The 22433-nt window shown below is 65.9% G+C and carries 19 protein-coding genes; 11 read left to right on the plus strand and 8 right to left on the minus strand.

Annotated features, from left to right (window positions below; translation table 11 throughout):
• Positions 1–20: 20 nt before the first annotated feature.
• From phaP to ACZYSP_RS19000, 9 genes are all read left to right on the plus strand, one after another.
• Positions 21–515, plus strand: a complete 495-nt coding sequence (gene phaP, locus ACZYSP_RS18960) for a TIGR01841 family phasin (RefSeq protein ID WP_093056706.1) — start codon at positions 21–23, stop codon at positions 513–515.
• A 14-nt stretch (positions 516–529) separates the two neighbouring features.
• Positions 530–1459, plus strand: coding sequence for an alpha/beta fold hydrolase (locus ACZYSP_RS18965; RefSeq protein WP_489015875.1), 930 nt, complete (start codon positions 530–532; stop codon positions 1457–1459).
• 31 nt (positions 1460–1490) lie between these two features.
• A complete protein-coding gene (locus ACZYSP_RS18970) occupies positions 1491–1916 on the plus strand; it encodes a hypothetical protein (RefSeq protein WP_093078397.1) in 426 nt (141 codons plus the stop codon).
• A complete protein-coding gene (locus ACZYSP_RS18975) occupies positions 1913–2986 on the plus strand; it encodes an alpha/beta fold hydrolase (protein WP_093078396.1) in 1074 nt (357 codons plus the stop codon). The genes ACZYSP_RS18970 and ACZYSP_RS18975 overlap by 4 nt, the downstream gene beginning before the upstream one ends.
• Entirely contained in the window at positions 2983–3591 is a 609-nt protein-coding gene (locus ACZYSP_RS18980) for a GNAT family N-acetyltransferase (protein WP_354338664.1), read from the plus strand. Before ACZYSP_RS18975 ends, ACZYSP_RS18980 begins: the two co-directional genes overlap by 4 nt.
• 176 nt (positions 3592–3767) lie before the next feature.
• A complete protein-coding gene (locus ACZYSP_RS18985; protein ID WP_489015878.1) occupies positions 3768–6029 on the plus strand; it encodes a hypothetical protein in 2262 nt (753 codons plus the stop codon).
• Positions 6026–8236: a hypothetical protein gene (locus ACZYSP_RS18990; protein WP_489015880.1), complete on the plus strand. Its 2211-nt coding sequence runs from the start codon at positions 6026–6028 to the stop codon at positions 8234–8236. Before ACZYSP_RS18985 ends, ACZYSP_RS18990 begins: the two co-directional genes overlap by 4 nt.
• Positions 8237–8502: 266 nt before the next feature.
• On the plus strand, positions 8503–10488 hold the full coding sequence (locus tag ACZYSP_RS18995) for a hypothetical protein (protein WP_489015882.1): 1986 nt from the start codon (positions 8503–8505) through the stop codon (positions 10486–10488).
• A 55-nt stretch (positions 10489–10543) separates the two neighbouring features.
• A complete protein-coding gene (locus ACZYSP_RS19000; RefSeq protein ID WP_354338668.1) occupies positions 10544–12178 on the plus strand; it encodes a peptide chain release factor 3 in 1635 nt (544 codons plus the stop codon).
• Positions 12179–12185: 7 nt separating this feature from the next.
• Here the strand turns inward: ACZYSP_RS19000 and ACZYSP_RS19005 are convergent, their stop codons facing one another.
• From ACZYSP_RS19005 to ACZYSP_RS19015, 3 genes are read right to left on the minus strand one after another with little or no spacing between them, the layout of a single operon-like run.
• Complete coding sequence (locus ACZYSP_RS19005; RefSeq protein ID WP_489015884.1) at positions 12186–12989, minus strand: ABC transporter permease; 804 nt, start codon at positions 12987–12989, stop codon at positions 12186–12188.
• 5 nt (positions 12990–12994) lie between these two features.
• The gene (locus ACZYSP_RS19010) at positions 12995–13846 is read right to left on the minus strand and encodes an ABC transporter permease (RefSeq protein WP_093177309.1); all 852 of its coding nucleotides are present in this window, start codon (positions 13844–13846) and stop codon (positions 12995–12997) included.
• Complete coding sequence (locus ACZYSP_RS19015) at positions 13843–14838, minus strand: ABC transporter ATP-binding protein (RefSeq protein WP_093056714.1); 996 nt, start codon at positions 14836–14838, stop codon at positions 13843–13845. Before ACZYSP_RS19015 ends, ACZYSP_RS19010 begins: the two co-directional genes overlap by 4 nt.
• A 97-nt stretch (positions 14839–14935) precedes the next feature.
• Here ACZYSP_RS19015 and ACZYSP_RS19020 point away from each other — a divergent pair, with 97 nt between their 5' ends.
• Positions 14936–15793: an HAD-IIB family hydrolase gene (locus ACZYSP_RS19020; protein ID WP_489015887.1), complete on the plus strand. Its 858-nt coding sequence runs from the start codon at positions 14936–14938 to the stop codon at positions 15791–15793.
• Between the two features lie 53 nt (positions 15794–15846).
• Here ACZYSP_RS19020 and ACZYSP_RS19025 read toward each other — a convergent pair whose 3' ends face one another.
• Entirely contained in the window at positions 15847–17058 is a 1212-nt protein-coding gene (locus ACZYSP_RS19025) for a porin (protein ID WP_354338676.1), read from the minus strand.
• A gap of 127 nt (positions 17059–17185) precedes the next feature.
• Complete coding sequence (locus tag ACZYSP_RS19030; RefSeq protein WP_489015890.1) at positions 17186–18475, minus strand: MFS transporter; 1290 nt, start codon at positions 18473–18475, stop codon at positions 17186–17188.
• Between the two features lie 88 nt (positions 18476–18563).
• Here ACZYSP_RS19030 and ACZYSP_RS19035 point away from each other — a divergent pair, with 88 nt between their 5' ends.
• Entirely contained in the window at positions 18564–19133 is a 570-nt protein-coding gene (locus ACZYSP_RS19035) for a TetR/AcrR family transcriptional regulator (protein ID WP_489015892.1), read from the plus strand.
• Here ACZYSP_RS19035 and ACZYSP_RS19040 read toward each other — a convergent pair.
• The 3 genes from ACZYSP_RS19040 to ocd all read right to left on the minus strand — a co-directional run bounded on the left by ACZYSP_RS19040 (position 19120) and on the right by ocd (position 22372).
• Positions 19120–20103 carry a tripartite tricarboxylate transporter substrate binding protein gene (locus ACZYSP_RS19040; RefSeq protein WP_093078378.1) on the minus strand — a complete coding sequence of 328 codons (984 nt, stop codon included), beginning with the start codon at positions 20101–20103 and terminating at the stop codon, positions 19120–19122. The genes ACZYSP_RS19035 and ACZYSP_RS19040 overlap by 14 nt on opposite strands.
• A 142-nt stretch (positions 20104–20245) precedes the next feature.
• A complete protein-coding gene (locus ACZYSP_RS19045; RefSeq protein WP_489015895.1) occupies positions 20246–21286 on the minus strand; it encodes a histone deacetylase family protein in 1041 nt (346 codons plus the stop codon).
• Between the two features lie 36 nt (positions 21287–21322).
• A complete protein-coding gene (gene ocd / locus ACZYSP_RS19050; protein WP_489015897.1) occupies positions 21323–22372 on the minus strand; it encodes an ornithine cyclodeaminase in 1050 nt (349 codons plus the stop codon).
• Positions 22373–22433: the final 61 nt, after the last annotated feature.

Below are 22433 nucleotides of genomic sequence, written 5' to 3' on the forward strand. Positions count from 1 at the left end.
GTCACAGGAGATTCCGCACCATGGCCACTGCCAAGAAAGCCGCCGCCAAGAAGACCACCGCCAGCAGCAGCACCGCCAGCGCGAAGACGGCGATGCCGACCGCCGCGGACATGCTCAATCCGCTGAAGGGCATGGCCGACAAGCTGCAGAACCTCAACCTGACCGGCGGTGCCGGCAAGCTGCTGGAGAGCGGCCGCAAGGACCTGGCGGCGCTGATGCAGGCCAACGAGAAGTCCTACCAGGGCCTGCAGACCGTCGTGCAGCGGCAGACCGAAATGATCAAGAGCGCGATTGCCGAATGGCAGACCGCCGCCAAGGCAATGCCGGGCAAGGACCCGAAGGAAAACCTGGCCAAGCTCGACGAACTCGGCCGCCAGTCTTTCCAGCGCGCCATCGACGACATCAAGGAGCTGGCCAACCTCGCCGCCAAATCGCAGGCCGATGCCTTCGACGTGGTGCGCCAGCGCATCCAGGCCAACGTGGACGAAGTGACGAAGCTGCTGCAGCGCAAGTAAGCCGGGCCGCAGCCATGACCGCAGTCCCGCCCCGCGTCGAGCAGCGCACGCGCGCCAACGGCATCGAGCTCGCCTGGGACAGCTTCGGCGACGCCGGTGCACCGCCGCTGCTGCTGGTCATGGGCCTCGGCGCGCAGATGGTGGCGTGGGACGACGCGTTCTGCGCCCGGCTCGCCGAAGCCGGCGGGCACCGCGTGATCCGCTTCGACAACCGCGACATCGGCCATTCGACGCATCTCTCGCACCTCGGCGTGCCCGACATCCAGGCGCTGATGGCGCAGGCGATGGCGGGCCAGCCGCTGCGAACGCCCTACAACCTGCGCGACATGGCCGCCGACTGCGTCGGGCTGCTAGACGCGCTCGGCATCGCGCGTGCCCACATCGTGGGCGCCTCGATGGGCGGCGCCATCGGGCAGGAGCTGTGCATCCACCACCCGCACCGCATGCTGTCGTTCACCAGCATCATGTCGACCACCGGCGCTCCGGGCCTGCCGCCGCCCACGCCCGAGGCGATGGCCGTGCTGTTCACGCCTTCGCCGACGACCTTCGAGGCCTACCTGCCGCACTACGCCGGGGTGTGGCGCGTGCTGCGCGGCCCGTCTGACTTTCCGCTCGACGAGGCGCGCGACGCCGAAAAGGCCCAGCTCGTGTTCCTGCGCGGCCTCAACCCGGCCGGCGTGGCACGGCAGCTCGCGGCCATCCTGGCCTCGGGCAACCGCAAGCCCGCGCTGCGCGACGTGCGCGTGCCAACGCTGGTGATCCACGGCGACGCCGACCCGCTGGTGCCGGTGGCCTGCGGGGTCGACGTGGCCGATGCCATCCCGGGCGCGCAGCTGCTGCGCATTCCGCGCATGGGCCACGCGCTGCCCATTCCGATGTGGCCGCAGATCGTCGACGCCATTTCCGCGCACACGGCGCACACGGCGCGGCACCCGAACACCTGAGACAAGAACGACAGACAAGGGAGCACCTGCCATGAACCAGTTCTCCCCGCTCGACCCGATGGCGATGTGGCGCGAGCTCACCGCCCAGTGGGAAAAGAGCACCAACGAGTTCGCCAACGAGGCCATGGCCTCCGACCCTTTCCGCCAGGGCATGCACGGCGGCATGAACGCCTCGCTCACCGCGCAGAAGGCGCTGGGCGACCTGATGGCGCGCTACCTGACGCTGCTGAACCTGCCCACGCGCGCCGACCTCCAGGTGCTGGGCGAGCAACTGCAGCGCATCGACGATCACCTTGCGCGCATCGCCCGTGCGGTGGAAGGCGGCTCCGGCCCCGCGCCGACCGCGCAAGCTGCCGCACCGAAGCCGCGCCGCACGCGCCAGCCGCCGAGCCCGCCGCCGGCCGCAACGGCGAAGCCGGCCCGCACGCGCAAGCCAGCAGGAAAGCGCCCGGCATGACCACCGCCCTCGATGCCTTCGCCCTGCCCGACATCGGCGCAGAGATCGAGCGCGCGATCCAGCGCAACATCAAGGGCCTGGACTTCCTCACCTCGGCCACGCCCACCGTCGGCCAGACGCCGAAGGACGAGATCCACCGGCGCGGCACGCTGAGCCTGTACCACTACCGCCCGATGGTCGACGAGATCTACCGCGTGCCGGTGCTGATCGTCATGGCAACCACCAACCGCGGCTACATCCTCGACCTCGCTCCGGGCCAGAGCATGGTCGAGCACCTGCTGCTGCAGGGCTACGACGTCTACATGATGGACTGGAACGCGCCGCGCCCCGACGAGAAGCGCCTGCGCATCGAAGACTACGTGCTCGACTTCATCCCCGATTCGCTGCGGCGCGTGCAGGAACGCTCGGGCGAGGAAGACGTCACACTCATCGGTTACTGCATGGGCGGCGTGCTCTCCACGCTCTATGCGGCGCTGCACCCCGGCGGGCCGATGAAGAACCTTGCGCTCTTCACCACGCCGATCGACTTCAGCCACATGAAGATGTTCCATGCGTGGTCGGACAAGCGCTACTTCGACGTCGACCGGCTGGTCGACACCGTGGGCAACGTGCCGCCCGAGATGCTGTTCGCCTCCTTCGACATGCTGCGCCCGGCGGGCCGCAGCGCAGGCGTGGTGCAGCTGTGGGACAACATGGACAACGACGAGTTCGTCAAGTCGTACCGCATGTTCGATCGCTGGGGCACCGAGATGCTTCCGCTGGCCGGCGAGTATTTCCGCCAGACCGTTAAGGAACTCATGTGGGGCAACAAGCTGCACAAGGGCGAACTGATGCTCGGCGGGCGCAAGGTGCTGCTGAAGAACATCAAGGTGCCGGTGCTGCACGCGCTTGCGCAGCACGACCACATCGTTCCGTATGAAGCGGGGCAGCCGCTGATTGCCGGCATCGGCTCGGCCGACAAGGAAGAAGTGGTGCTCAAGGGCGGCCACGTCAGCCTTGCCGCCGGCCCCAACGCAGTGCGCAGGCTGTGGCCCAAACTCGACGAATGGCTTGGAGTGCGATCGACATGACCATCACCGCCGTTTCCGATTCCTTTTCGCGGACCTATCCGCGCACCGTGACGAGCAGCGAAGGCAACATCGTCCTGCGCCTGATGACCGCGGACGACGCTGCCGCCGTGCTGGCCTTCGCGCAGGCACTGCCCGCGCACGACCTGCTCTTTTTGCCACGCGACATCACCCAGCCCAAGGTGATGAACGCCTGGGTGCGAGCCATCGAGCGCGGCGACATCGACAGCGTGCTCGCGGTGCGCGAAGCCGCGGTACTTGGCTGCGCGGCGGTGATCCGCGATCCGCACTCGTGGTCCAGTCACGTCGCCGAGCTGCGCGTGCTGGCCGCGCCCGAGCAGCGCGGCAGCGGCCTGGGCCAGCGGCTCGCGCGCGAGGCCTGCTCGCTGGCCATTGAGCGCGGAGCGGAAAAGCTCGTCGCCCGCATGACCATCGACCAGCGCAGCGCCATCGCCGTCTTCCAGGCCCTGGGCTTTCGCCCCGAGGCGCTGCTGAGCAAGCACGTGAAGGACTGGCAGGGCGTGACGCACGACCTCGTGGTGCTGAGCCACGACGTGGCGCGGTTCGAGGCGCAGATGCGGGCGTATGGGATGACGGAGGCGTTCTAGATAGGGAGAGAAAGAGAAGAAGGGAAGGACCAGCCGTCAGATACTTGGCAACGATTTTGCAATTTTTGTTATAGAAAGTATGCAAAGTCAACAATCGTAGATACGATTCAAAGAAATGCCCGGAGGGGGCATAGGCCGGTGCTACAGCATCAAAGAGCCGATTCGGAGAATAAGCAATGAAAAAAACATTCGCCGCGCTCGGAGGCGCGGTTGCGTTGTGCATGGGCCTAGCCTCGTGCGGCGGCGGAAGCGGAGGGGGAATGGCATCGCCAGGGGACGGCGCCTCCGTCCAGAGTGCGAGCAAGGGTGACGAAGCAGTTGCCTACGGCCTGCAGGCTCCCGCATCGCAGGCCGACAGCGAATCGATCCTGGCGCAACTCGTCGATGCAGGCCGAGACCAAGGCCGGCCATCCGGCCTGATCCACGGGGCCTCCGGCGGAGACAGCCGCAATGGGGCCTACACGGTCTATGCGGCCAATGGAACGGAACAGGTGCTGTCGATCAATTTCGACACCAGCACTTACGCGATGACCGACGCGTCCCGGCAGGTGACCACCGGCACCTTTACCCTGGATCCCCTGGAAGCCGACGTCAGCGTCTTCAACAGCCCACGGGCCACCGCGCAGGTCAACACGGCGCGCTTCCAGGTGGTGGACGGAGCCGTCCTGGGCAGCTTCCCGTTCAGGCAAGGCGATTCGAACCCGCCCACCTACTCGGTACAGCCTTTCCTGGCATTCCGCTCCTTCACGGATGACCCGAGGCAATTCGACGGCATCTACAACGTCGTCGGCGTGGCCGTGGGTCCGACGAAAGGCTATTCGAGCTCGCAGATCCAGCAAATCAGCATCGAAGGCAACGGCGCGCGATTGAAGTTCTGCATGCACGACCTCGTCTTCTCGAGTGGCGGATGCGCCGGGACCGGGGTGGAAAGCTACACGATCAGCAGGGACGCATCGGACGCATGGCTCGCCACCAACGTCGGCTTCCCGGGCAACAAGTTCAGATTCAGGATGGCGCGCATTGGCGACCAGAACACCTTCCTGGCCGCCAATCCGTACTCGACGCCCGGGTACCCACCCGAGAACTACCAACGGCTGAGCATCGGCTTCCCCGACATTCCAGCCGCGCAGGAAACGATCAAGGCGCGGGTATACGCATCGGACGGCAGCTATGGCATTGCCGTGACCGATGCGCCCATGTACAGCACGAACACGCGCCGCCCGGACGCGACGAGCAGCGGATTCGCCTACGACGCGAAAGTCGTGACCGGCACGCAGGGGGTGCAACAGATCAACGGCGCAGGAAACGCCAGGTTCTTCGCCATCCGGAACACGAAGCTGGTCGCGCTGGTAGGCACGCCAGCCAACCTGGACACAAGAGGCTACCTTCAGATCGGGCGGATCGACGGCCCCGTCAGCCGAGGACCGAACAGCGGCACATACACGGTCTTTGCGTCACTCGGCTCGAGGCATACCCTGACCATCGACCTCGAGGCGAAGAGCTATGGCACGGCGGACGAAGCTGGCGTTTCGACGGGCGGAACACTTGCCGAGGATCCTGCCGAGCCGGGCACCTATATCGTCAGCAACCTCCGCATTGACTCCGCCGCCAATACGGCGCGACTACGCGTTGCGAAAAATACCGTGGTGGGCGCGTTTCCCTACCCGATCAGACCACTCGGGGATCTTTTCCAAGTCCAACCCTTCATCGGCTCGAACGCTCTTGCAGCCGCGCAGTCGGCAATCGACGGCACTTACAACCTGTTCACGCTGAATTCGGACAACGTCTCAGCTTACGGCCGGCTCGCGCGGCAAGTACGGATCGCCAACAGCGGCACGACCTTGCAGATATGCGATGAGCATGACTCAAGTGCACAAGCGAACTACACCGTCGACAACTGTCCGGCCGAACTGAAAACAGTTTTTGCCGTATCGCCCGACACCGCGAGCGGCAATTGGACAGCCGAGATCCCCGGCCTGCCGCCAAGTTCACCCAACTTCGCGCGGAAGTACAACTTCAGCATCATGGAAGTGGCCGGGCAGAAGACCTACGTGGGTGTGCAGTACAGCATATGGGGCACCAAGATGTTCACCATCGGCCTCGAAGATAGCGGGGCCTGGCCACCGGTCGTAGCCCGTGGTGCTTCCACGAGACGCGTGACCTTCAACCCCTCCAACAGTTCCTGGAACGACATCAGGCTGGATGCCTCCTGGCTCGACCGCACGGCGACACATGCCGACGGCACTCAGGCCATCGAGCATCTTGCCGTCGCACCCGCCGACATCAACAAACCCCAGGGCATACGTGGCATTGGCCTTGATCCGGGCATCGGCCCAATCCACACCGCCATGCAGAGCAAGGGGCTGGTGGTCATGTCGCACGGTTTCGGCCTTGGCACTGACTTCGGAATGTTCTTGATTGAGGGAGCAGATCAATGAGCATGAAGCTCGAAAACGTCAATGCGTGGACACGCTGCGCACTCCTCACGTTGGCGTTGAGCCTTGCCGGATGCGGTGGCGGTGGAGAGAGTGGGGGTGCGAGCGCCGGCTCAGGAGGCGTGTCTGCGGCAATGAAGAGCGACACCAGCGGGCAGATCACGTCTACCCCGCTCCAGGCACCGGGCATCGATGACGACTCCGGATTGACTGCACAACAGGCGACGAGCCCCGCGCTCGACCTTTCCTCCGTCGTCCCGCGCCTGAACGCAGGCGACCCGCGCAACGGCGTGTATTACGTCTATTCCGCCGACGGCAGCAACGGGACCAGGCAGAAGCTCGGGATCAACTTCGATACAAAGAGCTATTCGCTGGTCAACAGCAAGGGAAGCGCCACATCCGGTACCTTCAGCGAGGACCCGGTGGAACCTGGCACCTATGTCTTTGCAAGCAGCCGAATCACCAGCGCGGTGAACACGGCTCGCTTCCGCATCACGACCGATGCGATCGTCGGGGCGTTCCCGTTCGAGAAGCCGTGGTCGGATCCGGTCGCCTACGAGGTGACGCCTTTCGTCGCGGCACGCACCTTCGTCACCGCACCTGCGTTGCTCGATGGAGACTACAACCGCTATGGCATCAGCCGCAACAGCGACGGCAGTTCGGACTCGCAAATACTCCCGATGCGGATCTCGGGCCAGGGTACGTTGCTGGAGATGTGCTTCGATTTCGTCATCTACCGGGTGGAAAGCTGCCCGCCTGCATCCAAGCGCAGCTACAGCCTGGTCGCCTCTTCCGACTTCAACTGGACCGGTACCAACATCTGGTCACCAGATGACATCCTCCAGTTCCGCATGGCGCGCATAGACGGCCAGAACGTCTGGTTGTCGGGCGGCTACACCGACGCGGCACCCAATGTGCATGTGTTTCGTGTTGGCCTGAAGGATTCGACCGTCTGGCCCACCGCACGCTATATCGGCAGTTCCACGGACGGCCGCTGGGGCACCAACCTCATCAGCACCACCAGCGCAACGCGCGACAGCGTCGATGCAGCGGGCACGCCCAGCACCGTCTCCCAACCGGTGAACGAAAGCGGCAATTCAGGCCCCATAGGCATCCACGGACTCAATGCGAACGGCGAACAGAAATACTTCGTGATGCAAAACGAAGTGCTTTCGGTCGTTGTCGGCGCTCGCAGCAACCCGAACACGCAGGGTTATATCCAGGTCGGACTGTTCAAGGACCATGGCGGCGTCGACCCGCGCAACGGCACCTACAAGGTGTTCGCAAGCCAGCGCTCGAGCTCAAGGCTGACGCTCGACTTCGACGCCGGCACCTACCGCATGAACGAGGACTTCGACCAGACCAGCAGCGGCACGTTCAGCGCCGACCCGGCCGACCCGGGCACTTATGTCTTCTCGAGTTCGCGGGTCTCCGGAATCATGAACACTGCGCGATTCCGCGTCGCGCAAGATGCGATCGTCGGCGCTTTCCCGTTCTATGTGATTCCGACGGTGCCATTCACCTATGCAGTCAGGCCCTTCGTCGCGGCACGAAACTTCGTCACTAGCAGAACCGAACTCGAAGGCGCGTATGACGTGATGGTCGCGAGCGTGCCAGCCGGCGTGACAAGCAAGATTCCAGTCAACCTGTTCCGCCAGGTGATCGCCCAGGACGGGCGAAATGCAAAGATCTGCCAGCTCGTGCCAGTCACGACCTGTGAAGACGGTTCATCCTCCCCCTACAGCGTGGCACTGGGAATTACGTCTGACTCGTGGCTCCTCTACAGCGGGCTTTCCAACATGAATTTCTACGTAGCCAAGGTGGGAAGCCGCAGACTCGCCTTGTACGCGTTCATCCAGATGTACGACAACAACACGAAGGTCGGCTCCTACATGGTTGCAGGGCTGCGTCAGCCGTCTGCCGGTATAGCTGCCTGGACCAGCTTCGCAGCGCACAGCTATTCGGGAGCCGGCGAGCCGGGCACCACGCTTCTTAACGCGTCCAGCATTGCGACCACGTACGTGCTGCCCAATGGAACGACGATGCCGTTCTCCCTGACTCTCACATCGGTGGCGAACAACGCCCAGGTCAAGACCGCAACGGACGGCGGCGGCACACCATACGTCGCGATCCAGGACGGTCAGTTCATGTTCGCAATGCCCACGAGCGGCGATTCGAATCAGATGCATATAGGCCTCGCGGATCGATAGCACCGATCCACGAACAGTCGAACAACAGGGAGAGGGAAAGCATGAAATGCACGCCGAGCTCGCCGGCAACTCTTCTGTGCGCGGCGCTCTTGTGTATAAGCCTCGTCGGTTGCGGAGGCGGCAGTGGTGATGGCGCCGCTTCGCCTGTGGCGAATTCGGCTCTTCCCAAGAGCGATGGGGGTCGCGCATTGCAGAAGGACGCCGGGCCCTCGCAGCCGACGGGTGAGGAGTCTGCGTCTTCCCTGACCACCCTGCAGGCAGCAAGCATGAGGTTCGATCCGACGGTTGTCGCGGCGCATCTGAACGGCCAGGATCCACGCAACGGCGTCTACTACGTCTACGCCGCCGATGGCACCAACGGCACACGCCAGAAGCTGGGCATCAATTTCGACACCCGGAACTATACGCTGACGGACAGCCGCGGCCAAGCAACCTCCGGCAACTTCAGCGAAGACCCAGCGGAGCCAGGCACCTACGTCTTCGCAAGCAACCGCATCACGAGCACCGTCAACACGGCGCGCTTTCGCCTCACCCCCGATGCCGTCGTCGGCGCCTTTCCTTTCGAGAAGCCGTGGTCGAACCCCGTGGCCTATCAGGTGATGCCGTTCGTCGCGCCACGGACCTTCGTCACGGACCCAGCACAACTCGACGGTACTTACAACGGCTTCGGCATCATCCGCAACAGCGACGGCTCTTCGGATTCGCAGGTTCTTCCGATGCGCATAACCGGGCACGGCACAACTCTGGAGACCTGCTTCGACAACGACCCGATCTTCGGCTTCGAGTACTGCCCTTCCGGTTCGAAGCGGACATATGCCATCACGGCCTCGACCGATTTCGCGTGGACGGGAACGAGCAGTTCGCCCACCGACGCCCTCCAGTTCCGCATGGCCCGCATCGGCGGACAGAACATCTGGCTTTCGGGCGGGAACACCGACACGACTCCCAACACGCGCGTCTTCCAGGTGGGCCTGAAAAATGCCGCCGACTGGTCGACGACCAGGTATATCGGCGCCTCGACCGAGGGCAGCTGGGGGGCCAACGTCTTCGATGTCTGGAACTCCATGCGCACGGCGGTCACTCCCGAGGGTGCTGCTAGCGAACTCAGCCTTCCGCTGTCGTCGATCGGAAAGCCGCAAGGCATCCGGCTCCTGAACTCTCCAGGCACCAAGAGGTACTACGAGATACACAACAACGCCCTTTCGGTCGTCGTCGGATTACCCGCCTCCAATACTCGGGGCTATATGGAGGTCAACCTTTTCAAGGACAGCTGGGATGCCCGGAACGGGCGCTACACAGTGTTCGCGACCAATGGCACGGAGCAGACGCTGGACATCGACTTCGACAAGAAGCTCTACACAATGACGGCGCCTGGCGGCGACGCGATTACAGGCACCTTCAGCGAGGATGCGAACGACCCCGGGACCTACGTCTTCGCGAACGAGCGCATCACGACTGCATGGAACACGGCGCGCTTCAGGACCGCGAGCGGCGCGATCGTCGGAGGGTTTCCATTCGCCCTCTTCAAGTCGGACCCCGTTGCCTATGCGGTCCAGCCCTTCATCGCCGCACGCTCCTTCGTGACCAACAGGAGCGAGCTGGCCGGCACCTACGACGTGATCGTTGCGGCGGGAGGCAGCAACAACCTTACGCATCCGGGCGCTTACTGGCAGTTCTACATAGATGCGGCGGGAACAGTAGCAAGGCAATGTCCCCCCACGACCTCCGCCTGTCTCCCCACGGTGAGCTTGAGTGACTACGCCATCTCTGCAGGCGTGTCACCCGGCATCTGGCTGTTGACCCAGAACGGAAAGACGCACTTCGCGGTACGAGTTGCCCATATCAATGGCCGAAGAGTCATGCTGCAGATTTCGGAATCCTATTCACCGTACGTTGCTCCGAGCTCCCCACTTTTCCCATATCCGATCTGGATACTCATGACAGGCCTTCAGCAGCCGACGGGCGTAACGTTCCCGGTGTACTGGCCTGCGATGCGCATGCACGTCACCTCGACGGGGGGCACCTTCGGAACCGCATACGTCGACGCGTCCCGCTATGCGACCAGCTATTCACGGCCAGACGGTACTCCCGGCTCGCTGACCCTCGAAATGCAGAACGCCCTCGGCAACTTCCAGGTGCGAGAAGGCACCGACAGTACTGGAAAAAGGTACCAGCTGGCCCAGAACGGTGTCATCGCGCTCATGCAGGCCGCCCCGCCCTTCGACAACCTGCATATAGGCCTGGCCGACTGACCCATCCGGCTCCTTCGGCCCAGTCTGCGAAAATCACGGGCTCTTGGAGTTCCCCGTGTCATCACCCTTCGTAGCCGAAACCCGCCGCCGCCGCACCTTCGCGATCATTTCCCACCCTGACGCCGGCAAGACCACGCTGACCGAAAAGCTGCTGCTTTTCTCTGGCGCGATCCAGATCGCCGGCTCGGTGAAGGCGCGCAAGGCCTCGCGCCATGCCACCTCCGACTGGATGGAAATCGAAAAGCAGCGCGGCATCTCGGTGGCCTCGTCGGTCATGCAGATGCTGTATCGCGACCACGTCATCAACCTGCTCGACACGCCCGGCCACAAGGACTTCTCGGAAGACACGTACCGCGTGCTCACCGCCGTCGACTCGGCGCTGATGGTGATCGACGCGGCCAACGGCGTGGAAGCGCAGACGCGGCGGCTGATCGAAGTCTGCCGCCAGCGCGACACGCCCATCATCACTTTCGTCAACAAGATGGACCGCGAAGTGCGCGAGCCGCTGGACATCCTCGACGAGGTGGAGCGCGAGCTCGGCATGCCCTGCGTGCCCATGACCTGGCCCGTAGGCCAGGGCAAGACCTTCCGAGGGATCATGAACCTGCGCACGCAGGCGATGACGGTGTTCGAGTCGGGCAGCGAACGTCTGCCGCAGGACTTCGAGACCATCCCGCTGAGCGAGCGCGACACGCTCACCAAGCGCTTCGGCGCCGACTTCGAGACCGCCATGGACAGCATGGAGCTGGCCACCGGCGCATCGCCCACCTGGGACCGCGAAGCCTTCCTGGCCGGCAAGCAGACACCCGTGTTCTTCGGCTCCGGCGTGAACAACTTCGGCGTGATGGAAGTGCTCGACGCGCTGGTCGACCTTGCGCCTTCGCCGCAGTCGCGCACCAGCACTACCATGGTCAACCGCCAGCCGGTGGTGAAGGAGATCCAGCCCGAGGACAAGGACTTCGCGGGCGTGGTCTTCAAGGTGCAGGCCAACATGGACGCCAACCACCGCGACCGCATCGCCTTCGTGCGCATGGCCTCGGGCAAGTACACGCCGGGCATGAAGCTCAAGGTGCAGCGCACCTCGAAGGAACTGCGCCCCACCAGCGTGGTGACCTTCATGAGCCAGCGCCGCGAGGCGGTCGAAGAGGCCTACGCGGGCGACATCGTGGGCTTTACCACCCACGGCGGCGTGCAGCTGGGCGACACCATCACCGACGGCGCGAGCCTGCAGTTCACCGGGCTGCCGTTCTTCGCGCCCGAGCTGTTCATGACCGTGATTCTGAAGAACCCGCTGCGCACCAAGCAGCTGCAGCAGGGCCTGGCCCAGTTGGGCGAAGAAGGCGCGATCCAGGTGTTCCGCCCCGAGGTCGGCGGCCCGATGCTGCTGGGCGCGGTCGGCCAACTGCAGTTCGAAGTGGTGCAGCACCGCCTGAAGGCCGAGTACGACGCCGACGTGCGGCTCGAAGGCTGCCAGTACACCGGCGCACGCTGGATCACGGCCGACACCCCGGCCGAGCTGCGCGAGTTCGTCAACGCGTACCCGGTGCGCATGGCCAAGGACGCGGCCGATACGCTGGCCTTCCTGTGCACCTCGCCGTACGACGTGCGGCTGGCGCAGGAGCGATTTCCGAAGATCCACTTTCATCCGCTGCGGGAGCATGCGGGGTTGGCGCTGCAGAGCGCCGGTTGATGGCACGCTAGCTGCCGGTCGAAGCGTAGTGGCGCAACCCGAAGCGCCACGCCCCGAACGCCGCCGCGAGAAACACGAATCCCGCGAGCGGCGACACCATGCCCACCCACCCGGGCGCCCCCAGCGGATCGGCCTTGCCCAGAATTGCCAGCACCGGGTAATAAGCCACGCAAGCCAGCGGCACGATGAAGGTCAGCACGCGGCGGAACCACTGCGCATACAGTGCCAACGGATACTGCGCCGCCTGCACGCCGCCGTAAGTCAGCACATTGGCGATCTCCAGGCTCTCGACGGTCCAGAACGACAGCGTGCCCTGCAGCACCAGGATGCCGAGGAACAGCGCGACGCCGCCGGCAACGGCGAACAGGGCGATCGCCACCGTGGCCGGAGTCCATGCGATGGCCGCCTGATGCGTGGCGAACACGATCACCGCCAGACCCTGCAACAAGCGCCCTGCGCGGCTGATGCGGAAGTCGTTGCCCATCAGTTGCAGCGCGAGCGAACGCGGGCGCAGCAGCAGGCGGTCGAAGGCACCTGTGCGCAGGAACTCCGTGCCGAGCACGTCGAAGCCGCGGCCCAGCGCATCGGCGAGCGCGAACATGCAGTTCACCAGCCCGTAGAACAGCGCCACCTCGCCGATGTGCCAGCCCTGCACTTCACCGAAGCGATGGAACAGCGCCCAGACGGCGACCACCTCGATGCCGGAGCCGAGGAACTGGCCGACGGTCAGCATCAGCGCCGAGGCCGGATAGCGCGCCTGCCCACCGATGGACGCGCCGACCAAGCGGAAGAAAAGCGGAAGCGATCCCATCGCGTTCACCCGCCCTGCACCTGCAGGCCGCGCATGGTGCGGCCCATGGCGAAATGGCCGAAGGCCACGAGCACCGCGATCCAGAAAGCCTGCAGCCCCAAGCCGCCGACGGCCTGCCACCCCTGCAGCTGCCCGAAGTACAGGCGAGCCGGAATGTCCATCAAACCGGCCAGCGGCTGGATCAGCAGCGCGGTCTGCCAGCCATCGGGCAGCATCGCTAGCGGCAGCAGGTTGCCCGAGAGCACGATGACCACCGGCGTGGCCACCGCGCTGATGCCGCGTTCGTTGAGCGCGGCGGTGGCGGCCACATTCAGAAGCATCACCATCGACGTCGAAAGCAGCAGCGCGAGCACGGCCGACAGCATGAATGCGAGCCCCGCCGCCACGCCCGCCGGCAGTTGCCAGGCCCACTCACCGAGGCCGGCCAGCGGCAACACGACCATCGCGAACGCAGCCATCAACGCCACACGCGGCAGCACGCGCGCGGCGATCCAGCCGGCGCTGCGCGCGAACCACAGCGCATAGGCATCGACGGGCCGCAGCCGGTCGTAGGCGACGGCGCCGGTGCGCACCGCCTGCCCCACCTCCGGGTCGCCCAGCCAGGGCAGCAGCACGAGCAGCCCCTGCGCGAGCCACGTGTATGTGATGGCCTGCGCGAGCGACATCGAGCTGCTCGCGCCCGTGGTGGCCGCGTGGCCGTAGAAGGCTGCGAACACCATCACCTTGATGCCGCCCCACCAGCACTGCGTGGCGAAGCCGGCGAGCGCGGCGGTGCGGTACTGCAGCATCTGCAGGAAGCGCGACGCGAAGGCCGCGAAGTAGGGCCTCGCAAGATCGCGCGGGCTGGTCGCCGTCATGCCTCGGCCGCTCCATGCATGGCATAGAAGCGCGCGATAACGGCTTCGATCGCCAGCCCTTCGAGGCGGATGTCTTCCACCGCATGCGCAGCGGCGATGCGCGCGATCAGCGCGGGCGCGGCGGTCTGCGCCGGGTCGAAGTCGAGCACCAGTGTCTGTCCGTCGCGCGAATGCACGCGTGCGCCGGCCACTTCCACGGGCAGCTCGGCGTCCTGCGCAAAGTCGACCACCAGCCGGCGCTCGGCCATCACCTGCGCGCGCAGCGCCTCCACCGGGCTGTCGGCCAGCACGCGGCCGTGGCCGATGACGATCACGCGGCGGGCCAGCGCCTCGATGTCATGCATGTCGTGCGTGGTCAGCAGCACGGTGGTGCCGCGCTCGCGGTTGGCGCGGCGCACGAAGTCGCGCACGGCGAGTTTCGACGGCGCATCGAGACCGATGGTCGGCTCGTCGAGAAAAAGAATGTCGGGTTCGTGCAACAGCGCCGCAGCAATTTCTGCACGCATGCGCTGGCCCAGCGAGAGCTGGCGCACCGGCTGGTCGAGCACACGCTCCAGATGCAGCAGCGCGACCAGCTCGTCGCGTGTGCGGCGATAGCGCACCGGGTCCACGCGGTAGATGTCGCGCAGCAGGTCGAAGCCGTCGCCCACGGGCAGGTCCCACCACAGCTGCGTGCGCTGGCCGAAGACCACGCCGATGCGGGCCACGTGCCGCTCGCGGTCTGCAAACGGATCGCGCCCGTCGATTTCCACGCGCCCGCCGTCGGGCCGCAGGATGCCCGAGAGGATCTTGATCGTGGTCGACTTGCCCGCGCCGTTCGGCCCGATGAAGCCGAGCAGCTCGCCGCGCTCGAGCGAGAACGAGACGCCCGACAGCGCCTCCACCGTGCGATGGCGGCGCTGCACGAGCCCGCGCAGCGCGCCCATCACGCCAGGGTCGCGCTCGGAGATTCGGTAGGTCTTGCGGAGGTGGTCGACGAGGATGTGAGGCATGAAGGGCGCCGCGCCGGCCTCGATGGCGCGGCGGGGGCGGGATGCTACACGAAGAAGGCACAAGTACGATCACCGACTCTCCCCAACATTCCTCGCCATGCCCTCGCTGCCCGCCTCGCCCCACCACCTGTTGCCGCTGACCCGCTGGGAGGCGACGGCACGCAGCGCGCTCGTCGGCGTCTTCACCGACATCGACGACACGCTGACCCACGAAGGCGCGATCACGCCCGATGCGCTGCAGGCGCTGGGCGATCTCAAGGCTGCGGGGCTGTCCGTGGTGGCAATCACCGGCCGGCCGGTGGGCTGGAGCCTGCCCTTCGTCAATGCGTGGCCCGTCGATGCCATCGTGGCGGAGAACGGCGCAGTGGCGCTGCTGCCCGCGGCCGGCGGCCGGGTCTGGAAACGCTACCAGCAGGATGCGACCACCCGCGCCGCCAACTTCGCGCGCATGCAGACCGTGCTGGCGCGCATCGAGCGCGAATTTCCGGGTGTCGGGCGCGCCACCGATTCGCCGGGGCGCGAGACCGACATCGCCATCGACCACAGCGAGTTCGTGCAGCTCAGCGACGCCATCATCGCGCAGGTGGTGGCGCTGATGCGCGGCGAGGGCATGCACGCCACCGTGAGCAGCATCCACATCAACGGCTGGTACGGCGACAACGACAAGCTCGAAGGCGCGCGCTGGATCGTGCGCGAACTGTGGGGCCGCACGCTCGACGACGAAATGGACCGCTGGGCCTACGTGGGCGACTCCACCAACGACCAGCTGATGTTTCGCACCTTCGCGCACAGCATCGGCGTGGCGAACGTCGCGCGCTTCGTACCGCAGCTGGAGCACCTGCCGCGCTACGTGACGCAGGGCGAGCGCGGCTCGGGTTTTGCAGAGGCGGCGCGCGCCGTGCTGTCGGCACGAATGCAACAAGGAAATAAAAAAAGCCCGCACGAGGCGGGCTAAAAGGATCGGTCTGAAGACCCTTGGAGAAAACTCGGGAGGACTGACTACCCGGCTCAGAACGCGTGGCGAATGCCGAACTCGTAGCCCATCGACGACTTGGGCTGCAGCGCGGCCCGGTTGAACGCGACGACATACGATGGGCCGGCGCCGACCGTGTTGCCCGCGCCGTTCTTGTTGCTGACGCGCGCGATCGTGCCGTAGAGCGCGGTGCGCTTCGACAGGTTGTGCACGTAGCCCAGTGCGAGCTTGTTGGACTTCGGATCGGGGGCGTTCACGACGCCGAGAACCGGCACGCGGTTGAAGTCGTACTTGACCTGCGAGTACGAAGCACGGATCTGGCCCGGGCCGATCGGCACGGTCACGCCGATCAGGTAGCCGGTCAGGTCCACGTCCGGCACACGGGTGAAGACATTCAGCGGGTCGCGCTGGTCCTTCGAACGCGAGTACTCGCCGAACAGCTTGGCCACGCCGAAGTCGTAGGTTGCGCCGAGGTTGAAGGTCTTGATCTTGCCCGGGCGCGCCACGGCCGCGGCGCCAGTGCCGGTCGTGAAGCTCGTGTCGTTCTGCGCGTAGCTGGCAGCCACGTCGAGCGGGCCGGCCGCGTAGCCGACGCGTCCACCGATGTGGCGGCCGGTGTTGGTCTTGTCGGCGCCGGCCACGGAGTCCGGCGAGGTGCGGGTGAGTTCATGCAGGCTGTAGCCCACGTTGCCGTAGAAGCCACCCAGGTTGCGCGGCAGGAAGTACTGCACCATGTTGCCGGCGCGCTTGTACGTGCTGTTGCTGCCGTAGCCGGTGCCCGACACGCTGGTTTCGTTGGCGTCGATGATCAGCGAGCCGCCGATGCCGGTGTCGGCGAACGGATCGAACTGCTCTTCGTTCAGCACGGTGGCGGTCTTGTCACGGCCGAGGCGGATTTCGCCGAAGCTGCCGGCAAGGCTCACCGTCGAGCGGCGGCTGAAATTGCTGAGGCCAGTGGCGCCGTCGTCGTTGGTGATCGGGGATTCGAGCCAGAAGCTGGCCGACAGGCCGCCGCCCAGGTCTTCCACGCCGCGGAAGCCGAGGCGGCTGGAGCTCAGGCCCGAATTGGCCAGTTCGGTGCGGCTGGCCTTCACGCTGTAGAAGGGGCCGAAGGGGTTCGTCGATTCGCTCTTGTTCGATACGTTGCGGTAGGCGGCGTCGACCACGCCGAACAGCGTTACGGTCGATTGCGCCGACGCGGCACCACAAGCCGCAAGGGCGGCCAGAACAAGCAGGGATTTTTTCATTCGTATCACTCCAGGATGGGGAATTCGTCGCTCCGTATCGGGCGCGACAGTTAAGAAGTCCGGGCCTTTGCGCCACAGGACTGCATCCGAGTGTTTCTTCGCTAGAAGACGAATGAATTACATAGGGTTAACGCTTAATTGATGAAGGGATACCGCACTTGACATGTGTGAGCTGCGCGCCACGGCGCAACACCGACCACTGGCTCCAGACGCCGAAAGCAGCGATCAGCAGCAGCACCGCCGCATAGCCTTCCGTCGTGTTCAGCAACCCCAGCGGCGCCACCAGGAAGCCCGCCAGCATCGCGGGCAGGCTGAACGCGAGATAGCTCACGACGAAGATCGCCGCGAACAGTTCGCCGCGCTCATGCGATTGCGCCAGTGGCGCCAGCGTTTGCACCAGCGCCGAGAACGCACCGCCGAAGCCAATGCCCGCCACCGCGGTGCCGACGAAGAACAGCGCGAGCGAATGAGTGGCAAGCGAGGCGAGCAGCAGCCCCAGCCCGACCGCGATGCTGGCCATGCCGAGGATGGCTGGGCGAGGTGCAGCGAAGCGGCCAAGCAATGTAGGCGCGATCGCGCCCATACCGGAGAGCACCGCCACCGTGAGGCCGTTGACCACGCCGTTGTCGATGCCGAAAACATGCAGCATCAACGACGGCGCGAGCGACAGATACAACCCGCCGAGCGCCCACACCACGACGAACACCGGCAGCCCGCGCGTGAACTCGGCCCGTGCGCGCACGGGAATCGACACGCGCGGCACCAGCGAGGCCAGCGCACCGGCGCGCGGCGTGACGGTTTCGGGCATCCACAGCACCACCGCCGCACCCAGCGCAAACACCGCGGCCAGCACGCCGAAAACCAGCATCACCGGCTGGGCCGAGAACTTCACCGCCACACCCGTCAGCAACGCGCCCAACGCCAGGCCAGCCAGCGGAGACACGCTCGTGATCAGCGCCCCCAGCCGCTTGCGCGAAGCCGGCGCGGCCTCGACCACCGCCGCGCTCAGCGCGCCGCTAGCGATGCCCGTGGCCACGCCCTGCACCACACGAGCGACGATCAGCCCGCCGATGCCGTGCGCCAGCAGGAAGAGCCCCATTGCCACCGCCTGCAGCACCAGCGCCGCCAGCACCACCGGCCGCCGGCCGATGTGGTCAGACAGCGAACCCGCCACCAGCAGCGAGATCAGCAACGCAATCGCATAGATCGCAAAAGCCACCGTGAGCAGCGATGACGAAAAGTGCCAGGCGTGCTGGAACACCACGAACAGCGGCGACGGTGCAGCCGCCGCGAAGAAAAAGGCGAACAGCACGGCGGCCAGCAACGGAAAAGCCGCGCGTGCCGGCAAGCGCCAGGGCTTGGCGCGGGCGGCGAGGTCGGAGGTGCTGACCGCGAGGTCGGGGCAGGTGGATGGCATGGCGAATCCTTAACGCAACTTTTTTTGCTTTTGTGATTCTAGACCTGAGAATCAACTAAAGCAAATATCTTTGCGTTAAAGTCCGAACATGAACGACATCGCCCTTCCCCACAAACGCCCCGGTGGCCGCAGCGCGCAAGTGCAGGCGCTGGTGCGCACCGCCCTCGAAGAACTCGTGGCCGAACAAGGGCGGGAGCGTGTGACGGTGCCGGCAGTGGCCGAGCGCGCTGGCGTCAGCGCCTCCAGCATCTACCGGCGCTGGGGCGATCTGCAGGGGTTGTTGGCGGAAACGGCCACCCACCGGCTGGACCCGAACCGTCCATTGCCAGACACCGGCGCACTACGGGCCGATCTCGAAGCCTGGGCGCGCGAACTCATCGAGCACCTGGCCAAGCCGTGCAACACCTCGCTGCTGAAAGCCGCGGCCGCGCTGGCCAACGGGGATTCGGACACCGACTGCCTGCGCAACCGCCGCAAGGAGGCGCTGACGCTGGTCGAGCAGGCACGCGCCCGTGGCGAGCACGCGCCGGAGCCGCAGCAGGTGATCGATCACCTGATTGCGCCGATCGTGTTTCGGCTGGTGTTCGGGGCGGATCCGGTAAAGCCGGAGTTGGCGGGGCGGCTGGTGGACGAGCTGTTCGTGCTCAGTTCGTCTTGACTTCCTTCGCCAGCCCCAGCTTGTCGATGATCACCTTCTCCCGCACCACCGTCTCCTGCGCAAACTTGGTGTACGTCGCCGAGCTCATGTAGTTCGGCAGCATGTCGTAGCGCCCGAGCGCGGTCACGTAGCTCGGCTCTTCCATCGCCTGTTTGAACGCGTCGTGCAGCTTCTTCACCACCTCGGGCGGCGTGCCCTTGGGCGCGCCGATGCCGAAGGGCGAGTTCTGCACCACGTCGTAGCCCAGCTCCTTCAGCGTGGGCGCGTCGGGGAACTTGGCCAGGCGCTTCTCGCCCCAGGTGTTCAGCACGCGCAGCTTGCCCGCCTCGACCTGCGGCGCGAAGCCGGTGCTGTCGGCGGCGGCCATCAGCTGGCCGCTGACCACCGCGAGCATCAGGTCGGCGCTGCCCTTGTAGGGCACGTGCTGCAGTTCGATGCCGGCCTTCTGCGCGACGATTTCGGTCGTCAGGTGCGGGCTGGTCAGCGTGCCGGTGGAGCCGTAGGTGAGCTTGCCGGGGTTGGCCTTGGCGTAGGCAACGAAGTCGGCCCAGGTCTTGAAGGGGCTGTTGGCCGGCACGACGATGCCGAAGGCGTAGCCCGTGACGTTGATGACGTACGTGATGTCCTTCAGCGGGTCCCAGTTGATCTTGGTGGTGTAGCCCAGGCGGAACACGCCGAGCGGGATCTGCGCGACGGTGTAGCCGTCGGGCTGCGAGGTCTGCAGCGCCTGCGCGGGCAGCGTGCCGCCCGCGCCGGGCTTGTTGTCGATGATCACCGGTTGGCCGAGGATCTTGCTCGCGTTCTCGGCGAGCTGGCGCATGGTGATGTCGGTCGGGCCGCCGGCCGGGAAGGCGATCACCAGCTTGATGGGCTTGGCGGGAAATCCCTGCGCGAACGCCGCCATGGGAGAAACAAGGCCGCAAGCGGCAAGCGCGGCGGCGGCGCGGAGGAATGTGGTGCGGCGGAGCATGGCTGACTGGATCCTGACTTTGAAAGCGCCGATTGGGCCCCGCCCCGTTGGGGAAGGCAATCGGGGCTCCCCTGATTTCCCGGGGAAAACAGGGCCATTCGCGGCATCCGAGTCGCCTGCGCGTCAGCGCGGCATGTGCTGACTACGCCTGCCCGAAACCTTCGAGCACGTTCACCGCATTCACGCCCACTTCGGCCACCGCATAGCCGCCCTCGAAGACGAACACCGTCGGCAGTCCCGCGCGCGCCAGGTCTTCGCCCATGCGCAGGTAGTCGTCGCTCTTGAGCTTGAAGCCCGAGATCGGGTCGCCCTCGAAGGTGTCGACGCCGAGCGAGACCACGAGCGCGCCGGCCTTCACCGCGGCGATGCGGTCGAGCGCGGTCTTCAGCGCCGCGCGCCAGGCCGCGAAGTCCGTGCCGCGCGGCAGCGGCAGGTTGTGGTTGAAGCCTTCGCCCTGCCCCGCGCCGCGCTCGTCGGCGTGGCCCAGGTAGTACGGGTAATCGGTCAGCGGGTCGCCGTGCAGGCTCGCGAAGTGCACGTCGCTGCGCTCGTAGAAGATGGCCTGCGTGCCATTGCCGTGGTGGTAGTCGACGTCGAGCACGGCCACGCGTTCGACGCCCGCGTCACGCAGCGCCTGCGCCGCGACGGCGGCGTTGTTGATGAAGCAATAGCCGCCGAAGAAGTCGGCGCCGGCATGGTGACCCGGCGGCCGCGAGAGCGAGAAGGCCGCGCGCTCGCCGCCAATGACGCGCTGCGCCGCAGTCCACGCGCAGGCCGCGCCATGCCGCGCCGCCGCCCAGCTGCCTGCCATCAGCGGCGTGCCCGCATCGAACGAGAACAGCCCCATGCGCGCCGGAAAGCTCTTCGGCAGCACGTCGGTGCGCATGCCGCGCGTGGGCCAGTACGAAGGCAGCGCATCACGCGAGACGTTGGTCGGGTCGAGCGCGACCCACTCTTCCCATGCATGCGCGATGAAGTCCAGGTAGCGCGGCGCATGCACCTTGGCCAGCAGCGCCTCGTCGAAGGCGTCTGGCGCCTGAAGCGCGCCGAGGCCCCGGCGCTCCAGCTCATGCTTCACATGATCGACGCGGGCGGGCACCTCGAAGCACGGCACGAGTTCGCCGCGGAACATCTCGACTTTGCCCTGGTGAAGAACGTGCTGGTCGTTGTAGATGGTGAGCATGGAGAAAAGCAGGATCGGCGGTGATGAAGCCGCCCATCATGCCGCACGCCGCAGCACTGCCCGTCGCCGGCCCGAGGCCGTGAGGCCGAACAAGTCCTTCGGGTCGTCGAGCTCAGGCACCAGCGCAATCTGCTGGCCGATGCCGCGCTCCGTGGCAAGGCGCTGGATGTAGCGCAGCGCCGTGTAGTCCTCCAGCGCGAAGCCCACCGAATCGAACAGCGTGACCTGTGCGGGGGTCTCGCGGCCGGACACTTCGCCGAGCAGCACGCGCCACAGCTCGTGCACCGGAAAGTCGGCGGGCATCTGCTGGATCTCGCCTTCGACGCGGGTCTGCGGCTCGTACTCGACGAACACGCGCGCCTTGCGCAGCACGTCGGGGTGCAGCTCGGTCTTGCCGGGCGAATCGCCGCCCACGGCGTTGATGTGCATGCCCGGCTCGATCATGTCGGGCGTGAGCACGGTCGCGCGGCCCTGGCAGGCGGTGACGGTGGTGACGATGTCGGCGCCGCGCACCGCATCGGCCACGGAGTGCGCGCGCACGATGTCCAGCGACGTGCAGGCCGACAGGTGGCGCACCAGCTTGTCGGTGGCGTGCGGGTCGGTGTCGAACACGCGCACTTCCTCGATGCCGAGCAGCGCATGGAAGGCCAGCGCCTGGAACTCGCTCTGCGAGCCGTTGCCGATCAGCGCGAGGCTGCGCGAATCGGGCCGCGCCAAGGCCTGCGCCGCCATCGCCGAGGTAGCAGCCGTGCGCAACGCGGTGGTGAGCGTGAGCTCCGACAGCAGCACCGGATAGCCCGTATCGACTTCCGCCAGCACGCCGAAAGCCATGACTGTCGGCAGCCCGACCTGCGTGTTGTGCGGATGCCCGTTGACGTACTTGAAGGCATAGGCGCCGTCGTCGGCCACGGGCATCAACTCGATCACGCCCAGATGCGAATGGCTGGCCACGCGCGCCTTCTTGTCGAACTCGCGCCACCGCAGGAAGTCGTCGCGCAGCGCGTCGGCCAGCGCGGTGAGGAACTGGGGAATGCCGGTCTCGTCCACCAGGCGGACCAGGCTGTGAACATCGATGAAGCGGGTCATGGCGCGGCTCCTTGCGTAGCCCCCGGCACGGCGCTTCATCCCCTCACATGTTCACTCCACC

The organism is Variovorax sp. F042, from assembly GCF_057814215.1.